17 protein-coding genes are annotated in these 17,586 nt (G+C 66.5%); 1 reads left to right on the plus strand and 16 read right to left on the minus strand.

Annotation, left to right across the window (positions count from 1 at the left end):
* Positions 1 to 115: 115 nt before the first annotated feature.
* From KJS59_RS23125 to KJS59_RS23180, 12 genes are all read right to left on the minus strand, one after another.
* The gene (locus KJS59_RS23125) at positions 116 to 943 is read right to left on the minus strand and encodes a fumarylacetoacetate hydrolase family protein (protein WP_213455069.1); all 828 of its coding nucleotides are present in this window, start codon (positions 941 to 943) and stop codon (positions 116 to 118) included.
* Between the two features lie 111 nt (positions 944 to 1,054).
* Positions 1,055 to 2,827: an ABC transporter permease gene (locus KJS59_RS23130; protein WP_213455070.1), complete on the minus strand. Its 1,773-nt coding sequence runs from the start codon at positions 2,825 to 2,827 to the stop codon at positions 1,055 to 1,057.
* A gap of 116 nt (positions 2,828 to 2,943) precedes the next feature.
* Positions 2,944 to 4,023, minus strand: a complete 1,080-nt coding sequence (locus KJS59_RS23135) for an ABC transporter substrate-binding protein (RefSeq protein ID WP_213455071.1) — start codon at positions 4,021 to 4,023, stop codon at positions 2,944 to 2,946.
* A gap of 79 nt (positions 4,024 to 4,102) precedes the next feature.
* Positions 4,103 to 5,242, minus strand: a complete 1,140-nt coding sequence (locus tag KJS59_RS23140; RefSeq protein WP_213455072.1) for an ABC transporter ATP-binding protein — start codon at positions 5,240 to 5,242, stop codon at positions 4,103 to 4,105.
* A gap of 108 nt (positions 5,243 to 5,350) precedes the next feature.
* The gene (locus KJS59_RS23145) at positions 5,351 to 6,556 is read right to left on the minus strand and encodes an MFS transporter (protein WP_213455073.1); all 1,206 of its coding nucleotides are present in this window, start codon (positions 6,554 to 6,556) and stop codon (positions 5,351 to 5,353) included.
* Complete coding sequence (locus KJS59_RS23150; RefSeq protein WP_213455074.1) at positions 6,549 to 7,655, minus strand: glycerate kinase; 1,107 nt, start codon at positions 7,653 to 7,655, stop codon at positions 6,549 to 6,551. Before KJS59_RS23150 ends, KJS59_RS23145 begins: the two co-directional genes overlap by 8 nt.
* Positions 7,655 to 8,572 (minus strand): 2-hydroxyacid dehydrogenase, encoded by a 918-nt coding sequence (locus tag KJS59_RS23155; protein WP_306345194.1) that lies wholly within the window; start codon positions 8,570 to 8,572, stop codon positions 7,655 to 7,657. Before KJS59_RS23155 ends, KJS59_RS23150 begins: the two co-directional genes overlap by 1 nt.
* Positions 8,573 to 8,687: 115 nt before the next feature.
* Positions 8,688 to 9,893, minus strand: coding sequence for an NAD(P)/FAD-dependent oxidoreductase (locus KJS59_RS23160; RefSeq protein ID WP_213455076.1), 1,206 nt, complete (start codon positions 9,891 to 9,893; stop codon positions 8,688 to 8,690).
* On the minus strand, positions 9,890 to 10,090 hold the full coding sequence (locus KJS59_RS23165) for a ferredoxin (RefSeq protein WP_213455077.1): 201 nt from the start codon (positions 10,088 to 10,090) through the stop codon (positions 9,890 to 9,892). The genes KJS59_RS23160 and KJS59_RS23165 overlap by 4 nt, the downstream gene beginning before the upstream one ends.
* 15 nt (positions 10,091 to 10,105) lie before the next feature.
* A complete protein-coding gene (locus tag KJS59_RS23170) occupies positions 10,106 to 10,609 on the minus strand; it encodes an aromatic-ring-hydroxylating dioxygenase subunit beta (protein WP_213455078.1) in 504 nt (167 codons plus the stop codon).
* Positions 10,606 to 11,913, minus strand: a complete 1,308-nt coding sequence (locus tag KJS59_RS23175; RefSeq protein WP_213455079.1) for an aromatic ring-hydroxylating oxygenase subunit alpha — start codon at positions 11,911 to 11,913, stop codon at positions 10,606 to 10,608. The genes KJS59_RS23170 and KJS59_RS23175 overlap by 4 nt, the downstream gene beginning before the upstream one ends.
* Before the next feature lie 42 nt (positions 11,914 to 11,955).
* Entirely contained in the window at positions 11,956 to 12,261 is a 306-nt protein-coding gene (locus KJS59_RS23180; protein ID WP_213455080.1) for a hypothetical protein, read from the minus strand.
* 558 nt (positions 12,262 to 12,819) lie between these two features.
* Here KJS59_RS23180 and KJS59_RS23185 point away from each other — a divergent pair.
* The gene (locus tag KJS59_RS23185; protein WP_213455081.1) at positions 12,820 to 13,608 is read left to right on the plus strand and encodes an IclR family transcriptional regulator; all 789 of its coding nucleotides are present in this window, start codon (positions 12,820 to 12,822) and stop codon (positions 13,606 to 13,608) included.
* Between the two features lie 3 nt (positions 13,609 to 13,611).
* Here KJS59_RS23185 and KJS59_RS23190 read toward each other — a convergent pair whose 3' ends face one another.
* From KJS59_RS23190 to KJS59_RS23205, 4 genes are all read right to left on the minus strand, one after another.
* The gene (locus KJS59_RS23190; protein ID WP_213455082.1) at positions 13,612 to 14,406 is read right to left on the minus strand and encodes an HpcH/HpaI aldolase family protein; all 795 of its coding nucleotides are present in this window, start codon (positions 14,404 to 14,406) and stop codon (positions 13,612 to 13,614) included.
* A complete protein-coding gene (locus tag KJS59_RS23195; protein WP_213455083.1) occupies positions 14,403 to 14,846 on the minus strand; it encodes a GlcG/HbpS family heme-binding protein in 444 nt (147 codons plus the stop codon). The genes KJS59_RS23190 and KJS59_RS23195 overlap by 4 nt, the downstream gene beginning before the upstream one ends.
* Before the next feature lie 20 nt (positions 14,847 to 14,866).
* A complete protein-coding gene (locus tag KJS59_RS23200; protein ID WP_213455084.1) occupies positions 14,867 to 16,300 on the minus strand; it encodes an MmgE/PrpD family protein in 1,434 nt (477 codons plus the stop codon).
* A 420-nt stretch (positions 16,301 to 16,720) separates the two neighbouring features.
* A partial coding sequence (locus KJS59_RS23205) for a PaaX family transcriptional regulator (protein WP_213455085.1) occupies positions 16,721 to 17,586 on the minus strand: 866 nt, incomplete at its 5' end.

Raw genomic sequence — 17,586 nt, forward strand, 5'->3', positions numbered from 1 at the left:
CTGCCGCCTCGGCCGCGGTCGGCTGGGGCTCGGCCAGCCCGTCATCGCCGCACGGTGCTTTCGTGATCCGCGCCGTCGGCGCTCGGCCAGATGCCAGTTCGTGGACCTACTCTGTTTACGGCTTCTCAGCGACCACCGGGTTCTGTAGTGTCCCGAGCCCGGTCACGCTCACCTCCACCCGGTCGCCGTCGCGCAGGAACACCTGCGGATCCCGGCGGTAGCCGATTCCTCCGGGAGTACCGGTGAGGATCACGTCGCCGACGTTGAGCTGGGTGAACTCGGAGATGACATTGATCAGATGGGGGATGTCGAAAATCAACTGCGAGGTTCGGCCGACCTGCAACCGTTCACCGTTGCGGCGCAGACTGATCTCCAGATCCGAGTGGTCCACCTCGTCTGGTGTCACCAGCGCCGGGCCAAGCGGCGTCGCGTCGTCCCACGCCTTGCCCTGCAACCACTGATGCGTACGGTACTGGTAGTCACGCATCGTCACGTCGTTGGCGATGGTGTAACCCAGCACGTGATCGAGCGCATCCGTGCGGCATACCCGCCGGCCGGGGCGGCCGATGACCACGGCGACCTCGGCCTCATAGTCGACCTCTGCGGACTCCACCGGCAGCTGAATCGCGTCGCCGGCTGCGATCAACGACTGCGCGAACTTGGCGAACAGCACCGGGTACGTGGGGATCTCGCGCCGGGTCTCTCCGACGTGCTCACGATAGTTGAGCCCGACGCAGAAGATCCGCGCGGGCCGCGGCACCACGGGCCGCAGGGTGACGTCGGCGAGGGCGACCCGACCCGCCTCCTCCAGCAGCGGGTCGGCGAGCGCCTCGATCGGCGTGTCCGCGCCGAGTTCGTCGATGCCACGCAGCGGCACGACGCTGTCGCCGTCGAGCAGGCCGGCCCGGCAACGGCCGCTCCGGCGGTAGGAGATAAACCTCATCCGTTCTCCTGGATTGAGATGGTCGTGGGTGTTCGGCCGAATCTCACCGGTGGCGCGTCGTGGCCGCGAACAGGTCGTGCGGGTCGACGAGTCGCGATGTAGGCAATTCGCTCACGACCGCATTCCCCGTCCCCGAACCCGGTTACCGATCACGTTTGCCACGACGGCAACCCCCGCTGTCAGCAGGACGAGAAAGACGCCGACGACGGAGGCGCGGGCGAGGTTATTGTCGGCCATCTGGTTCAGCTGCAGGATGGACAACGGGGCCGTATCACTGGTGGCGAGCAAGGCGACCGGGCCGGTGGCACGGGCGGCGGACGAGAACGCCAGGATCACCACCACGGCGAGGGTAGGACCGATCAGCGGCAATACGACGCGGCGGAACGTGTAGATCCAGACAGCGCCGCTGCTGCGCGATGCCTCCTCGAGTTCGTTGCCCAGCTGCGCGAAGCTGGTCTTGATCATCTGCGTGGTCAACGTCGCATTGCTGAGGATCAACACCACGATGAGCGCGCCGACCGTTCCATAAAGAAGGCCGCTGAAGAACGGGACGATGAGGAACAGTGTTAGGTACCCGAGCCCGATGACCATCCCTGGAAGCATCGACGGTAGCCAGACCATGAAGTCCAGCGCTGAGCGCCCACGAGTCTTCGTCCGGACAATGATGTAGGCAAAGACGGAACAGACCACCAACGCACCGAACGCGGTCGCGGTAGCAAGAACGAGCGTGTTCTCCAAGGCGTCGGTGAACGCCCTGCTCTGAAGGATCTGCGTCCAGTGCTGCGTGGTCCACGGATCTTTAGCGTCGAACCGGCCAAACAGCTTCATGAAAGTTCCGAGGACGACGAACACCAACGGAAAGACCGTCATCATCAGGACGAGCACCAGCACCCCGACAAAGGCCGCCCACTTCGACCTACCCAGGGGGAGCACATTAGACTTGAAGTGGCCGGTCACGGTCGCGAAGCTGCGCTTGTTGCTGTAGCGGTACTGGACGATCACAGCTGGCACCAACAGAAGCAGCGAGATGATACCTATCGCCGTCGCCGCGGAGAAGTCCGGCGGGAACTGGGCTCCGAGCCGGTAGATGCGCGTGGCCAGCACATCGATGCCGGCCGGCGTCCCAAGAACGAGTTCGACCTCGAACGACTCCATGGAGCGGATGACGCCCAAGACCAACGCGACCAGGATCGTCGGCATCAGAAGCGGAATCACGATCCGCCGCAGCGTCGTGAAACTGGTGGCACCGGAGGCGTAGGAGGCCTCTTCGAGGCTGGCGCTGATGTTGCGAATGGCGGGCGCGAGAAGGATCACCTTGAGCGGTATGACCGACGCCAGTAGCTGTACCCAGGTGATGCCCCAGAACGAGTAGATGTCGAAGGGCCCCTTGTCCACGAACGGCAGCAGTTCGACGGCGCGGTTCGCCAGGCCGTTGGCAGGATCCAGGACCATGATCCAGCCAAGCGTGACGGTCAACGAGGGAAGGAAGACCGCGACCCAACAGCCATACTCGAAGTACTTGCGACCTGGTAGGTCGGTGCGCGCGATGAGCCAGGCGACCCAGACGCCGATGACGATGCCGATGACCTGGCGGGTGACGGCCAGTACCGTGGTGTCCTTCAGTACTCGCCAGAAGCTGCCGTCGGTCAGCATCGATGTCCAGGTGTCGAACCCCCAGACGACCTCCTGGCCCATCCTCCCGACGCGAAAGCTCATCGGTACCATGACGACGATCGGCCCGAGCACGAACAGCGCGACCACAGCGAGGAGCAGCAGGAACCGCGGCGACCACCGCACCCGGCTGCGGCGACCGTCCGGCATTGCGCGAGCGGGAGCCCCCGAGTCGTCGTCGCTCCGATCTGGATCGGACTCCACCGCGTCCACCAGAAGGTCACCCGTGACGCGCCTGCTTCTGCTCATCGATTCTCCAGGGATTCTGATGTCGTGGTGTGCGCGGGTGGACCCGCGCACACCACGATCGCGTCGGCTGGCGGCAACGCTCAGCGCATCTTGCTCGTGATCTCCAGGGTGCGGTCGAGCAGGTCGCCCTCGCGGTCGCTTCCCTGGACCAGGGTCTTATCCGTGATGGTCGTGTAGTCCGTCGCGTAATCGTTGTGCCTCGGCACGTCCTTGCGCCGGCTGGATGCGTCGGCCCGGGAGACCTTCGCCCAGAGGTCCTGCCCTTCCTGGCTGAGGAAGTAAGCGAGGAACACGCGCGTCGCGTTCGGGTGCGGCGGGTTCTTCAGGATGTTGACCGACTGCGCGAGGCCGAACATGCCGATCTCATTCCGGCGCTCGATGCCGTCACCCAACCCGAGCTTCTTGTAATCGTCCACGATGTCGATGGTCGGGCCGATCGCGGCAACCGCCCGGCCGTCCGCGAGCCACTCCAGGGCGACCTGCTTGTTAGCGACCAGCTTGATGTCCTGCTGGACCAGCTTCTGGACGTATTCCTGGCCGTACGCGCTGAACAGAGCTGCGACGATCTGGGTCGCGCCAGCCGGCTGACGCAGGTCCTCGGCGACAATCTTGCCGCGGTACTCGGGCTTGAGCAGGTCGTCCGCCTTCGTGATCTCGGGAGCCAGCTTGGTGTTCACGTACACGCCACCGGTCATGTTGATCTGGTTCAGGAAACTGGTCCCCTGACCGGGTTCGCCGAACATCTCGAAACCACCGTGCCAGTCCTCGTCCCGCCGGACCTCATCCGGAAGATCCGCCAGGATCGGGCGAGCGTCCGCCAGCGCTCCGGCCGGCGCTAGTCCGTTGTGGACGGCAGAGTTCGGGCCGATGATCAGGTCCCATAGGTACCTGCCGTTCTGCTGTTCGGAGAGGATCCGCGGCACCGACTCGCTGGGACCGATACTCGTTACGCTGATGTTCCAGTTCGGGAACTTGTCCTGGATCAGCCGGCCCCACTCCTCGAAGCCGGCTCCGGCATGGACGCTGATGACGAGCTTGCCTTCCTTGTCCGCGGCGGCTTTGATCGCTTCCCACCCGCTCGCGGCCTGAGCGGGCTGCTCAGGCCCACTGCTGCAGGCGCCAAGAACGAGAGTTAACACCGCTGCCCCGACAAGGAGCATCCGACGTTTGACAGGTCTTGCACGACAAATGGTCACTGTCTATCTCCTCGGGACTCGTGATGGATGCGTCGGAGCGCGGTTAATCACTGTGGTGGCTGGCCGGGCGACCACCGTTGTCTGCCGACGGCCAGACCCGACAGCGTGACACCGGAAGCTCGAGATCGATATCCGATCCCTCCAGCCACTCCTTGCCCTCGTCGCCGTTGACGAAGAGGCGATACCCCCAGGACGTGTGGACTTCCAGCACGTACTTGTCGCCGTGAAAGAGGACGGTCGACAGCCGTGCGCGAAGCGGGTTGCGACAGGAGCCCGCATCCCCGGTGACGCGGGCCGTAACATGTTCAGGGCGAATACTCACCTCGGCCTGGCCGCCGACGGCGAGCGGATCGCCGGCGACGGCCTGGTGACCACGGACCCGCTCGCCCGACGGGAGTTCCACCACCACTTCCCCGTCATGGTCGACGCTCGCCACCCGACCGGTCAGGCGCAGGGACTGGCCGATGAAGTCCCGAGCCACCTTGGTTGTGGGCTGGCGGTACATCGTCGTGGGGTCGGAGATCTCCACGACCCGACCGCCGTCCATGAGGACGATTCGGTCCGAAAGCGCGAGGGCCTCCTGCTGGTCGTGGGTGACGAAGAGAATGGTCAGGCCGAGACGCTTCTGCAGGCTTCGGACCTCGGCCCGCATCTGTTCCCGCAGCTTCGCGTCCAGGTTGCTGAACGGCTCATCCATCAGCAGCAGCCGCGGCTCGAAGACCAGCGCCCGGGCCAGCGCGACCCGCTGCTGCTGGCCACCGCTGAGCATCGTCGCCGGGCGGTCACGCATTTTGGCCAGGCCGACATTGTCGATGACGCCCGTCACCGCTGACTCGATCTGCGGCTTTGGCACACGGCGCACACGGAGCGGATAGGCAATATTCTCGAATACGGTCATGTGCGGCCACACCGCGTAATTCTGGAATACCAATCCCATGTCGCGCTTGTGTGTGGGCACGAAGATCTTGTCGGAGTCGAGAACCCGGTCCTCGTAGGTGATGCGACCGCTGTCAGCACGTTCGAGGCCCATGACCAGACGCAGCGTGGTGCTCTTGCCACACCCGCTCGAACCGAGCATGGTCAGGATCTCGCCCTGGCGTACCTCGAAATCGACGCCGTCGACGGCCGCGGTGGCGCCAAACAGCTTGGTGACGTGTTCGAGTCGGAGTACAACATGAGTCACGGCGCTACCTCGATCTACTGCGAACTTCCGACCTGCGACTGGCCGACGGCGCGATCTTGATAAGTTGATCTTTCCGCAATGCGGATGTTCAGTTCATGATCCGGTAGACTAGGTTTGTTGGCGAACGATGTCAACGGCCGTTCGCCAAGTGAGTCCGGCCGCGATCGCCAGCAGGAACCCGCCCGACGTGAACACCGCCGCGACGCCGGCCACGGACGCTACGGCGCCCGCTGCCAACGGAACCAACACCTGGCCCAACCGGTTGCCGCTCAGCCGCACCGACAGGGCTACCGCGCGATTGCCGTGGTCGACCAGGCTCGTCACCCACGCCATGGTGAGGGGCTGGCCGATTCCCCAAAAGAATCCGGCGATGCACAGCAGTATCCCGATCATCCAGGGATAACCCACCCAGGGCAGGAGCGCCATGGGCGCTGCGGCACAGAGCGTCGATGAGACGAGCAGCCACCCTCGTGGAATCCGCGCGAGGATCGCCGGCAAGGCGATGCGCGACATCATCGCCGAGATCGTCCGCACCATCAGCAGCGTCGTCACGAGCAAGACGCTGAAGCCCAGTTGCTCGCCCAACAACGGCAGGTACACCGAGACGAGGTCGACCGACGTCAGGATGACGACGCTGGTGAACATCGCCGATCGCAGGGCCGGGATGCGCAACATCGCCCCGATCGCCTGTGGCGGCGGCTGGGATCCACGGTTGACCTTTTTCGCGCGCGCCCGGAACAGGAGCATCGGGAACAATGCCGTCAGGCATAGACCCGAGAGCAGCAGCAGTGCCGGGGTGGTGGCGGTCGGCGCCCCGGCCGCCGTGGTCGAGACGGTGACCAGGCCCACCAGCGGGAGACCGACGGTCTGGCCCGCCGATACGCAGAGCGACCACGCGGAGAAGTTGCGGTCCAGGTCCTCGGGTCTCGAGAGCAGCGGCACCATTCCCTGGCTGGCCACCACGACCAGCAGTTGCCCGGTACCCATCAGGACGTTGGCGAGACAGAGCGCGACGATGCTCTTGCTCAGGCCGATAAACGCGACCGACACCGCCGTCAGGAGCATGCCGCCCCGCAGCACCAGGTCCGGGTACCGCCCGTCCACAGCCCGGCCGGCCCATACGGCAAGGAGCACAGGAACCAGGGCGAACAGCGCCGTGACCACCCCGAGCATGGCGGCGTCACCACCCAGGGCAAGGGTCCGGTAACTGACCAGGACCCGCGTTCCACCGAACACCCCCTGCGCCACTCCCGTGCCCAGGCACAGGTACAGCAGCCAACGCCGGTTGCCAGTCTGAACCGACGCCTCAGACATGCCGCCGTCCCTCCCAGTGCCGCGCGGCACGCGCACCCGCACGAACCAGGCCCCGCCCGGCTCCCGCCATGGCCGCATCCGTCGAACCGCAGATATCGACAAGGGTTATGGCATGCGTGCCACGTGGTAGTTCCGCGTCGTCACGCACGCCGCACACCACGTATGCGTCCGTACCGCGCTCGCCGGCCTGCGTTAGGACGTGACCGGGAACCTTGCCGCGGCTGCTGGTCCGGTCGAACCTGCCCTCGCCGGTGATGACGACGTCTGCCCGATTCAATGCGGCCGGCAAACCGGCCAGCTCGGCGATGGCCGTGCTGCCCGGGCTGATTCGCGCTCCCCACACGGTGGCCAGGCCGTAGGCGGCGCCTCCCGCGGCGCCCGAACCCGGTCGGTCTGGGTCACCGCCAAGGATGTCGGCCAATCTGCGCAGTCCCGCTTCCAGCGCCGCCATCTCGGCCGGTCCGGCCCCCTTCTGCGGACCGAAGGTGGTCGCCGCCCCGGCGCCGCCCAGCAGCGGCGCCGCCACGTCGACCAGCAGTTCCACGCCACCGTCCGGGGCGGAAACGAGCGCGCCGATGTCAATCTGGTCGAGCCGCGCCAGCGACCCGCCCCCGTCCGGCAGCACGGCACCCCAACCATCGAGGAACTGGACGCCCAGCGCAGATAGCGCCCCAGTTCCGCCGTCGGTGGAGCTCGACCCACCCAACGCGACGAGGCATCGGCGGGCTCCCGCCTCGACCATGTGCCGCAGCGTCTCGCCGAGTCCTCGCGACGTCGCCTGGAGTGGGGACGCCCTGGTCAGCAGGGGCAGGCCACTGGACGCCGCTATCTCCACCACGGCCGTACCGTCCGGCAGCAGCAGCGCGGACGTGCCACGCGGATCACCGAGCGGCCCGGCGACGGTCAGGCTCACCCGGCGGGCGCCCGGGACCAGTCGTTCGACGACATCGAGCGTGCCCTCGCCGCCGTCGGCGAGCGGGAGCTCCACGACCTCGTCCCGTGGTCGAACCGAACGCCAGCCACGCGCCAGCGCGTCGGCCACCTCGACCGCCGCGAGACTGCCCTTGAACGTGTCGGGGGCGACGACGACGGTCGCCATTACCTCAGCCCCACCGGGCTCAGCGGGTCACCGCCACGCAGCACCGCCACCACGTTCGCCACGGCCATCTCCGCCATGGCACGCCGGGTCGCCGCGTCCGCGCTCCCGACGTGGGGGGTGAGGACCACGTTCGCCAGCTTGAGCAGTCCCGGGTGAGGGTCGGGCTCGTGCTCGAAGACGTCCAGGCCCGCGGCCCGGATCGCGCCGGTCTCCAGTGCCCGCACCAGAGCGGACTCGTCAACGATGGCGCCGCGAGCGGTATTCACCAGTGCGGCCGACCGCTTCATCGACTCCAGCTCTCGGGCCCCGATGAGGTGCCGCGTCCGCTCGTTCAGCGGGCAGTGCAGGGAGACCACGTCGGACCGGCGAAGCAGCTCGGGCAGCTCCACCACGTTGACGTCCTTCGCCCCGTACGCACCCCGGCCGGGGGACGCGAGAATCCGCATTCCGAACGCGCGGGCGCGTCTGGCCGTGGCTCGTCCGATGCGGCCATAGCCCACGATGCCCAGCGTGCTGCCGGCCAGCGCCTCGCCGACGAAGAAGTCCGGGGCCCACGCCCAGGGTTCCTGGCTCCGGACGAACGCGTCGGCCTCGACGATGCGCCGCTGTACAGCGAGCAGTAGGCCCATCGTCAGATCGGCGGTGGCCTCGGTGAGGACGTCAGGTGTATTGGTGACGATCACCCCGCGGGCATGGGCCGCGGCCAGGTCGATGTTGTCGGTGCCCACGGCCACGTTCGCGACGACCCGCAGGCTCGGACCGGCGGCGTCGAGTACCTCGGCATCGATCCGCTCCGTCAACGAAACCACCATCGCGCAGGCACCACGAACGCTATCCAGGAGAAGGCCGCGCGGAGTAGGGCCGCCAGAGTCGTCGTAGCTGACGACGGATGGACCAAGCATCGACAGCCGTTCCATCAGGCCACCGGCAAGCCGTCGACTCAGGTAGATATGCACTGGTGCCAATTCATTCACCTCTGTCGTCCGATGGTCTGGTTGAGGCACGACGGATTGGTCGGTGGAGGAGCCCGCATCAGTCAGCGGTCAGCACCCGTGACCTGATGTCCTTGCGCGCCCGTACGGCGCGGGCCGGCCAGTTGACGGCGAGGGCACCCACCAGCGAGCCTCGCTGGTCGCGATAGGTGATGGCCCACCGGTTCTCGTCTTGAAGGCTGCGTTCCATCTCGCCCTCGCATCCGGCTGGACGGACCCCGACGAACTGGACCAGCATGGCTCCCTGGCTGCTCCAGAAGTACGGAACGGCCCGGTACGGCGTTCGAGAATGCGCCTCGCCCGCGAGCTCACACGTGAGATTCGCCGCCGCCGCCGTCGCCTGGTCTATCGCGTTCGTCCAGTGCTCGACCCGCATCGGACTGCCATAGGCCAGGTTCAGCCATCGGCACGCGTCGCCGGCCGCGTAGACGCCGTCGATCGCGGTGCGGCAGAACTCGTCCGCCTCGATACCGTCCGAACTCAGCACCGCGGTGCCGGCCAACCAGGCCACGTCAGGGGCAGCGCCGATCCCCACCAGCGCCAGGTCAGCGTCTATCCGGCTGCCGTCGTTAAGCGTGACCGTGGTCAGCTTGTCCAGACCTTCGAACGACGCGACGACGCGGCCGCCGACGAACTTGACGCCCGCCTTCCGTAGATGTCTGAGGAGAAGGTCGGCCGCCTGCCTACCGAGCAGGACCTGGAACGGCATCTCCTGGATGTCCACCACGGTCACGTCCAGGCCGAGCCCCGCCGCGAGCACCGCCGCCTCGACGCCGATGAAGCCGCCCCCTACGACGATCATTCGTCTGCCCGCCGACAGCAGGCTCCGGATCGCCACGGCATCGTCCAACGTGCGCAAATAGCGCACTCCCGCAAGTTCGGTGCCCGGGCAGGACAGCCGACGGGGCGAGGCCCCCGGACACAGCACCGCGCCGTCGAATGGGAGGCGGAGGCCACCATCCGCGTGCAGAACCCGTTCGGCCGGGTCCAGCCGTTCGACCCGCACACCGGACAGGTACTCCACGCCGAGGGTGTCGAGATCTTCCGAACTCAACAGGGTGATGTCGGCGGCCACCGACTCGTCCAGCAGGAAGTCCTTCGATAACGGTGGCCGGTCATAGGGCAGCCCGGCCTCCCCTCCGACGAGGGTGAGGTGGCCGTTGAAGCCACTCGACCGCATCGACTGGATGGCACGGACACCGGCGACCCCGGCACCAACGACGACCACCGTTTGGAGGCTGTTCATGTCCGGTTGATCCGAAGCGCGTTCGTGGGGCAGCTGCGGACCGCCGCGTCGAGCTGCCGCTCAGCCACGGTTTGCGCGGCTTCCTCATCGACCAGTACGACCCCGTCCTCGTCGTTCAGGTCGAAGACTTCCGACAGGGCTGCGACGCAGTTGCCGTAACCGAAGCAGCGGGTACGGTCCACCACAATACGAATCATTGGCCTTCCTCGGGCTCATAGCATGAAGGTGAGATTGCCCTGCGGCATTTCCCGGTTGAGCAACAACACCTTCTTCATCGCAATGAGTGGGTTGCCATTCACGATGCGGACCGTGTAGTGAACCTGACCAGCCAACACATTCACGACGCCGAGCCCGACCTGGCTGAAATCGCCAACCCGGATCTCATGAATGATCTGGTTGGTCCGCACCAGGTACTCACCCGACTCCTGCTTAACCGACTCCACATTAGACACCAAATGCATCGTTCGCGATCGGGGGGACTGGGCGGGGAACGGGATGTCCAACAGGTGCCGCACCCGCTCCTCGCGGCGAAGCGGCCAGTCGTAGATGATGGACACCGACTCGTCAACCGGCGCATTCTCGTCAATCGGCACCCAGTAGATCCCGTCGTCGGTAAACAGCGTCAACCACTCGTCGAGTTCGAGGTCGTCCAACAGCCGCGCCTCGCGGTAGACCAGCGCCTCCGCCTGCCGGCGTCCGAACACCAGGTTGGTCATGACTGCTCCTCCTGGGACTCCATCCGCCGCATCCATTCCAGCCAGAACGACCGCTGTGGGACCTCACCGCCCGGCTGACCCGACCAGTCCCCACCGCCCTCGTCCCGCTCGGCGTGGAGCCCGCGCTCGAGGATCAGCCAGTCAACCGCGGTCGCGCTGAGTCCCTGCTGGTTCACCGCGAAGACCTCGGTGTCGTCGGGCTGGCCGTAGCCGGCGGCGCCGTAGAAGCGTTCCTGGCTGCGCAGCCAACCTCGATTGATCTCCTCGTCGACACCCACGAGGTCGTAGGGGTAGACGGTGACCTCGGTCAGGTTCGCCGACAGCGGGCGCCACACCCGGATTTGGTGGTGGATGAGGCCGAGGTTCGGGAAGATGCTGGCAGTACTCCGCCCGGCGATCATTTTGAGCCGTTCCTCGCCGTAGGCGTCCAGCAGTTCCCGGTAGTACGCCCCGTGCTTACCTTCGAGCCAGGGCACCAGGTCGGCTACCGGCCGGGCGGTCAGGCCGTGCCCGTTGGGCGTGCCGTAGTTGCGACCGCGAGACCGGACCCGGCGTACGTCGGCTGGGCTGTCGTTGCCCGCGTGCACCCCGAAGTCACCCGTCGCGTCCTGGTACTGCCGTTGCAGGTGAGTGAACCCCTCATGCACGAACGAAAAGTGGTAACCGTCCACAATGTTCTCGGCCTGGAACTTCCAGTTCCCGGGGTACCGGGCGACGATCGGCTTCGAGCGGAGCTGGATCTGCCCGACCGGGGAGGCGTCCAGTTTGTTGTCGATGATCCAGGCGGCACGCCCGAGGTACTCGACGAGCGGCTTGACATCGGGGTTGAGACTCGCAAACACCATGCCCCGGTAGCTTTCAACCCGGGGTACCCGGACCAGTCCCTCGGGCCGGTCGAAGTCGCTGTCGTACCCGGCGTCGCCACCGGCGAGGCTCATCCCGACCAGCTTGCCGTCGTTGCCATACATCCAGCCGTGATAGGGACACCGGAACAGATTGGCGCTCCCCCGCTGTTCGCGACAGACAGCGGCACCCCGGTGTACACAGCGGTTCAACAGGACGTGGATCTGGCGGTCGTCGTCGCGCGAGATGATCACGGGTTGGAGCCCGATGTGACTCGTCTTGTAGTTCCCCGGCTCGGAGATTTCGCTCTCGTGGGCCACGAAGACCCAGTTGGACTCGAACACCCGCTTCATCTCGCGCGCGAACACCACCGGGTCGACGTAGGCGGCCGTGCGGACGCGGAACCGCTTCGGCCCAGTCCAGACCAGCCCGGGGTCTGCTGCTTCGTTGGACTCAGTCACTCCTCAACTCCTCGTCCGCTCACTGTCCACGGATCGGGCCGGTCAGCCCGAGATTCCCTCGATCTGCATCTCGTCATCGCCGACCATGCCGTCGAAGTCCTCGCCCCTCGCGCGCTGCCCGAAGGTGCCCGCATACGACGGGTCGGCCAGCGCTCTGATCTCGTCGCGGCTCATCCGCGTGATCGCCTCAAGTTCCAGCGGATCCAGCACCACCGACCGCCCGCGTCGCAGGTCACTGATCCGCAGTAGTGCGGGGTCGTCCCCGACCCGCTCGACGAGGACGGTGGCGAACTCGTTGCTGGCGGTCAGTCCACGTGCCGTCCCAACCGATTGCGGGTGATGGGACATGGTGGGCCTCCTTCGACGATCGACGTTCGCGACCAGGTCACAGCCGGGGCGGGCGATTCGCTCGGGGGTCGAACGCGGCAGCGGGTGCTATCCGCCTGTCGACTATCCATTCCGTATTACGGAATATATGGCGGGCACCTGAGAGTGTCAAGCAGTCCTCCGGCCGATCGCCGCCACGGTGGCCAGCCCGCCATCCCGACCACGAGCATGGCGCTCATTCCCGAAGCCTTACGGCGATCCGCGCAACCCGCCTACGGCGAACAAGCGCCGGCGGACCCCTCGTACCGCACGCCTCCCCCACCGCCCTCCGCACCCGGAGGTCCTCCTGCAATGCGGTACTGTGTTTCGCATGGCGAACATTGCGTGGCAGCCGCCTGGTCAGACTTACCAAGGTGACGCCTCGGCCTCAGCCAGCCGGCGGGGCGGGGTGACGCACCTTATCGACGCAGGGCGTTACGGAAGGCAGGATGGGCGGGTGCACATTCCTCCTACCGCTCGCATCAGGTCCGTCACGACCACGGAGGCCCAAACTCGGTATCTGATGCTCCGAGGCCGCCGATGAGCGAGCAGAACGAATCGCGGCCGGCAGTGCAGTCCCTGGACCGCGCCTTCCAGATCCTGCGGACGTTCGACCTGGACCACCCCGCCCGAGGCGTCTCGGAGATCGCTCGGATCGTAGGACTCACGCCGAGCACGACGCACCGGCTGTTGACCAGCCTCCAGGAGAACAACCTCGTACGGCGCACCGAGGATGGTCGCCAGTTCACGCTCGGCTCCGAGCTCATGAGGCTGGCCCAGGTTGCCCGAAACACGGTCAAGCTGACAGATTTGGCCCGGCCGATCCTCACCTGGCTGCGGGACCAGACCGAGGAAACCGCGGCATTGCACATCATCGATCCCACTCCGGGCAGGATCGTCATCGATCAGATCGAGAGCCTCCAGCCGCTGCGGCGCACCTATACCGACCTGGGCGAGCTGATCCCCCTCCACCAGGGGGCCGCCGGCAAGGTTCTCCTCGCGCACGCCTCGGAGGGCTTGATCGAGCTAACCCTCTCCCGGCCGTTGGAGAAGGTCACCTCCCGCACTCTGACCGACCCGGTCGCGCTGCGGGAACGGCTCGTGTCCGTACACAAGAAGGGCTACTCGCTGTCGGTCGAGGAACGCATCGTCGGAGTGTGTACCGCCGCCGTACCGGTGATGGACCACACCGGCACGGTGAACACCGCCATCAGCATCAGCGGTCCCGCGAGTCGCGTCGATCGGGCCCGGATGATGAGCTTCCTGCCGTACCTGCGCTCCGGGGCGGATGACCTGTCCCGGGAGCTGGGGGCACGCCGCAAGCCCTAACCTCTACATGTAACCGCTGAGCAGGTCACCGCCGCTCACTCCGCCGCCGACGGCGCGCCAACTCGCCGTCGCCGAGCCCAGGATCGCCGCGGTGTCCTTCCAGACGGTGGCGAACCGGTAGCCGGCCGCTATCTGGGCGATCCCGTCGCGCTCGTTGTCGCATTGGATGCCGGCCGGTGTTCCCACCCCGTTGGTCACCTCGGCCACCGTTCTCAACCCGGCCCGGTGCTCGGGTTCCGGACGCTTGAGCCCTGGCGGCAACCCCATAGCGACAGCAAGATCGGCGGGACCGACATAGACCGCGTCCACGCCGTCCACGGCGCAGATCTGCTCCAGGTTAGCGATACCGGTCGGCGTCTCTATCATCACGATGCACAAAGCGTCACCGAGCAACGCCGGGTCCCGGGTTCTGTGTAGCCGGGCCGCCCGGATCGGACCATAGCTGCGCACGCCCCGCGGAGCGTAACGGCATGCGCGGGCTACGGCCTCGGCCTGTTCGGCGGTCTCCACCATCGGGACCACGACGCCGTTGGCCCCCGCGTCCAGCACCTTGCCGATGGCCGCCTGGTCCGAGCTGGGCACCCGGACCAGGACGTCGCTTCGCGACGTTCGCAGGCTGACCAGCGCGCCCAGGACATCGGCGTAGTCGAAGAAGCCGTGCTGGGAATCGAGACACACGTAGTCCCAACCGATCTCGCCCACCAGCTCGGTCATGGTGATGGACGGAATGGTCAGCCAGGCACCGAAAGCGGGTTGACCAACGGCCCACTTCTGCCTCAGGGCACTTTGGATGGTCATTCGTTCTCGCCACCCTCCTCGGTCCGCAGCAGCAAGTGGAGTTCGTCCGCCAGCGCTCGCCCTAGCCGGTGATCGACTTCCTTTGACGCGCCTGCAACCGCTACCCCCCACTGTCCTCGCGGGGTTTCGACCACGAAACCGCCGTCTCCGATAACGAACGGCAGGGCGGCCGCGGCCACGAACGACTGGAACGCGATCGGATTGCTGTTCGCCTTGGCAACTGTGTGCTCAGTGTCGCGGCCGAACATCACGGCGCACCGGGCCTTGCCCGTCGCCGTGACGCTGGTGACGAGTTTCGCCAAGGGGTCGCGCAGGAACGCGACCTGGTGTCCGCCAGCGTCGACCACGCTCAGGGCGACCGGGTTCCCACCCTCGCGGGCGCGCATCAAGGTACGCCCCATGGCATGCATCAGCTGATCGAGTTTCTTGTCGGAAAGCAAGATCTCTACCCTTCAGAGAATCAACCGCGGACGGGCGTCAGCAGAGCCGAGACGTCGGGAACGTCCGCGAGCTGCCAGATCTTGGGTACGACCGCGTCGAACCAGTCCTGATGACCCTGGGACGCGGCCAGCCCGCGGGCCTTTTCTTCCAGCTCCCGGTCGCTGAACGCCGCTTGCCCGTGCCCTGGTAGGTTTCTCGACTCCGCCCGGGTGGTCGAGCCGTCCGACCACATGATCGTCGTAATCGCACCGTAGTCGGGTCCCTCCTCCGCGGTAAGCGACATCGACGGCTCGATGCTGACGACCTTCCGGAGCACCTTCGCCACCTCGGGACGGGAACGCTTGGTCTCGTCAAACGACCCCACGCCTACATCGCCGTCGACGACGGCGGTTGCGACGAGGAACGGCAAGGAATGGTCGGCGCCATCGATGGACAGAGGATCGTAAGCGTCCATTCGCACCATGTGGTCATGCACCTCCATCGGCACGTCCACAATCACCCGTACCGGTTCCCGCCCATCCCGCCGTCCCTCCCGCAGGGCCTCGAGGGTCGCCTTGATGCTCGCCTGGGCCCGCGAGCCGGCAGGCCATCGCTTATAGGCGACGGTCGGTGCCGTCCACTCGTCCACGCTGCCCAGTCGGCTCATCAGTGCCGACACCTCATCCGACCGCATGCCGAGGATCGTGGTGAGGCCTGACCGCCTGCCCAGCATGGGATGGTATGGACCTTCGACCCCAAGCTTGACCAGGCTGATGGCCTCGTGCGCCTTGACCGCGGCCCACGCGGCGTTGAACCGCTTCCAGCCCGTGAGAAGCCCGGCCCGGTTCCGGGCGCCGGATTCCATCTCCGACGGGGGAACTCCCATGGAGATCATGATGGCGATAGCGTGCTGGAGCTGGATCTCGTCAAGGCCGTGCAGTCGGGCCAGGCCACAGACCGCGCCGATGCCGGTGAGAGTCGTGTAGTCCCACATCTTCGACGGCGCCAGGAAGTGATCGCCGAGCAAGGCTTGGATATGGAAGGCCACTTCGGCGCTCTCGAGAAGCCGCTGGCCGCTTGCCCCGATCGACTCGGCGTTCGCCGTAAGCACCGGGATCACGTCGCTGGGGTGGACACCACGGCTCGGCCCGAAATAGAGGTCGTTGTAGTCGTAGCAGCGCAGGCGTGAGCCGTTGAGTACGGTGGCGGTAACCGGCGACACGACCGCGTCGGGCAATCCCCATACCCTGCACGATGCGGGCGCGGGCGCGCCCAGGGCGGCTTCCCAGACCGGCCATCTGCCCAGATTTTCCCTCCAGAGGGGATGCGCACTGCCAGCGAGAACGACGCCGATGGCGTCGACGAAAGATCGGCGGACGACCTGAGCCGTCTCATTGTCGGAGCCAACACGAACCACCGCTTTGGCGAGCGCTCTGACGAGTGCGTCCTCAAGTGGACCCTGGTAGTCGGACATGGCAACCCCTCGTGTGACGAGCTGAACCGCGGGCATCATGGTGCGCCCGCCCGTTCAGCCGAGCTCACTTCTCTTTCCGTGCACCGGAGGCTAGCACCACGATGCGGAAAAGTCAGCGTCAAGTCCGGCGATGCCACGGTGCCCCATGACACCAGGCCAGCACAGGAAGCTTGCAGCCATACCTGGTGTGCGCGAGCTACTCGACTGGCTGCCAACGGAGTCCGCACCCGTCACCCCGCTCGGGATCGCGCCGCCAGGTGGGAGTTCTTACCGACACGGAGGGCGCTTCGCGGTGCAGCCGATGGACTGATTGACATTCCTCAATCAGGCTTGGGAGGATACGGTCGCTATGTGTACGGCCGTTCGTATCGCGAACAGGAGGTGGTGGACCACGACGGTGGCGCTCCCCGGCGCATGACCCTATTCGGCCTGTCGGCTGATTCGGTCCCACTCCCTGATAGCGGCCCGCTCCCACCGGTCGTGTTGCTGGTGGAACAGTCGCACGGCACGCAGTCCGCTCCATGTATCGGGAAGCAGTTGCCGAGGCAGCGCGGGATCCGTTAACGGCAGGCGACGCCAGTGGTGCATGAGCTGGGTGTACCGGGCGATCGGATCGCTGGCGGGCTGGCGGGAGAACGCCTCGATGAACGCCTCGTAGCCTCGGGCGATCTCGTCGAGGTCCCACGCCTGGCGGACCAGGCTTGGCAGTTCGGCACCGCCGACGTATTCGGAGAGGAAGACCTGTGCGTGATCGCGCGCACCGGCTTCCTGGAGGATGATTTCGGCCTCCTTGATCCGGTCGGTGTGCGTACTGATCCAGACCCCGGGCGACGGTCTGCCGAAGCCCGCCCATTGCAGCCGGGTGTGCAACAGGTGTCGGCCGGCCCGGTCGCCGTCCGCCACCCGGGCCAGGATCAGCAGCCATCGACGGTCCCAGGCCGGCTGGGTGCCGGTGAAGGCGAGGATGCGGCTGGCACCGAGGTCGAGGAAGCGCTCGAACGCCGGGCTGAGCCGCCACCAGGTGTACCGGCCGTCCCGGCTGGCGACCAGCCAGCCGTCGGCTGACGCGCGGATCAGGGCCTGCCGGCAGGCGGCCTCGGTGACCCCGAGCCGGCCCAGCACCTCGATGAATGCGGACGTCGGGGCCGGTTGCCGGGCGGGGCGGACGTAGTCGCCGAGCACCGTGATCAGTAGCCCGCGGACGCCACCGGTGCCGGCGGCGTAGCGCCGGGAGATGACGAACCTCTCCCGCGAGGCGTTGCCGAACGGGCTGTCCGTTCCCTGGC

Source organism: Rhizomonospora bruguierae, assembly GCF_018397995.1.
Taxonomy (GTDB): Bacteria; Actinomycetota; Actinomycetes; order Mycobacteriales; family Micromonosporaceae; genus Rhizomonospora; species Rhizomonospora bruguierae.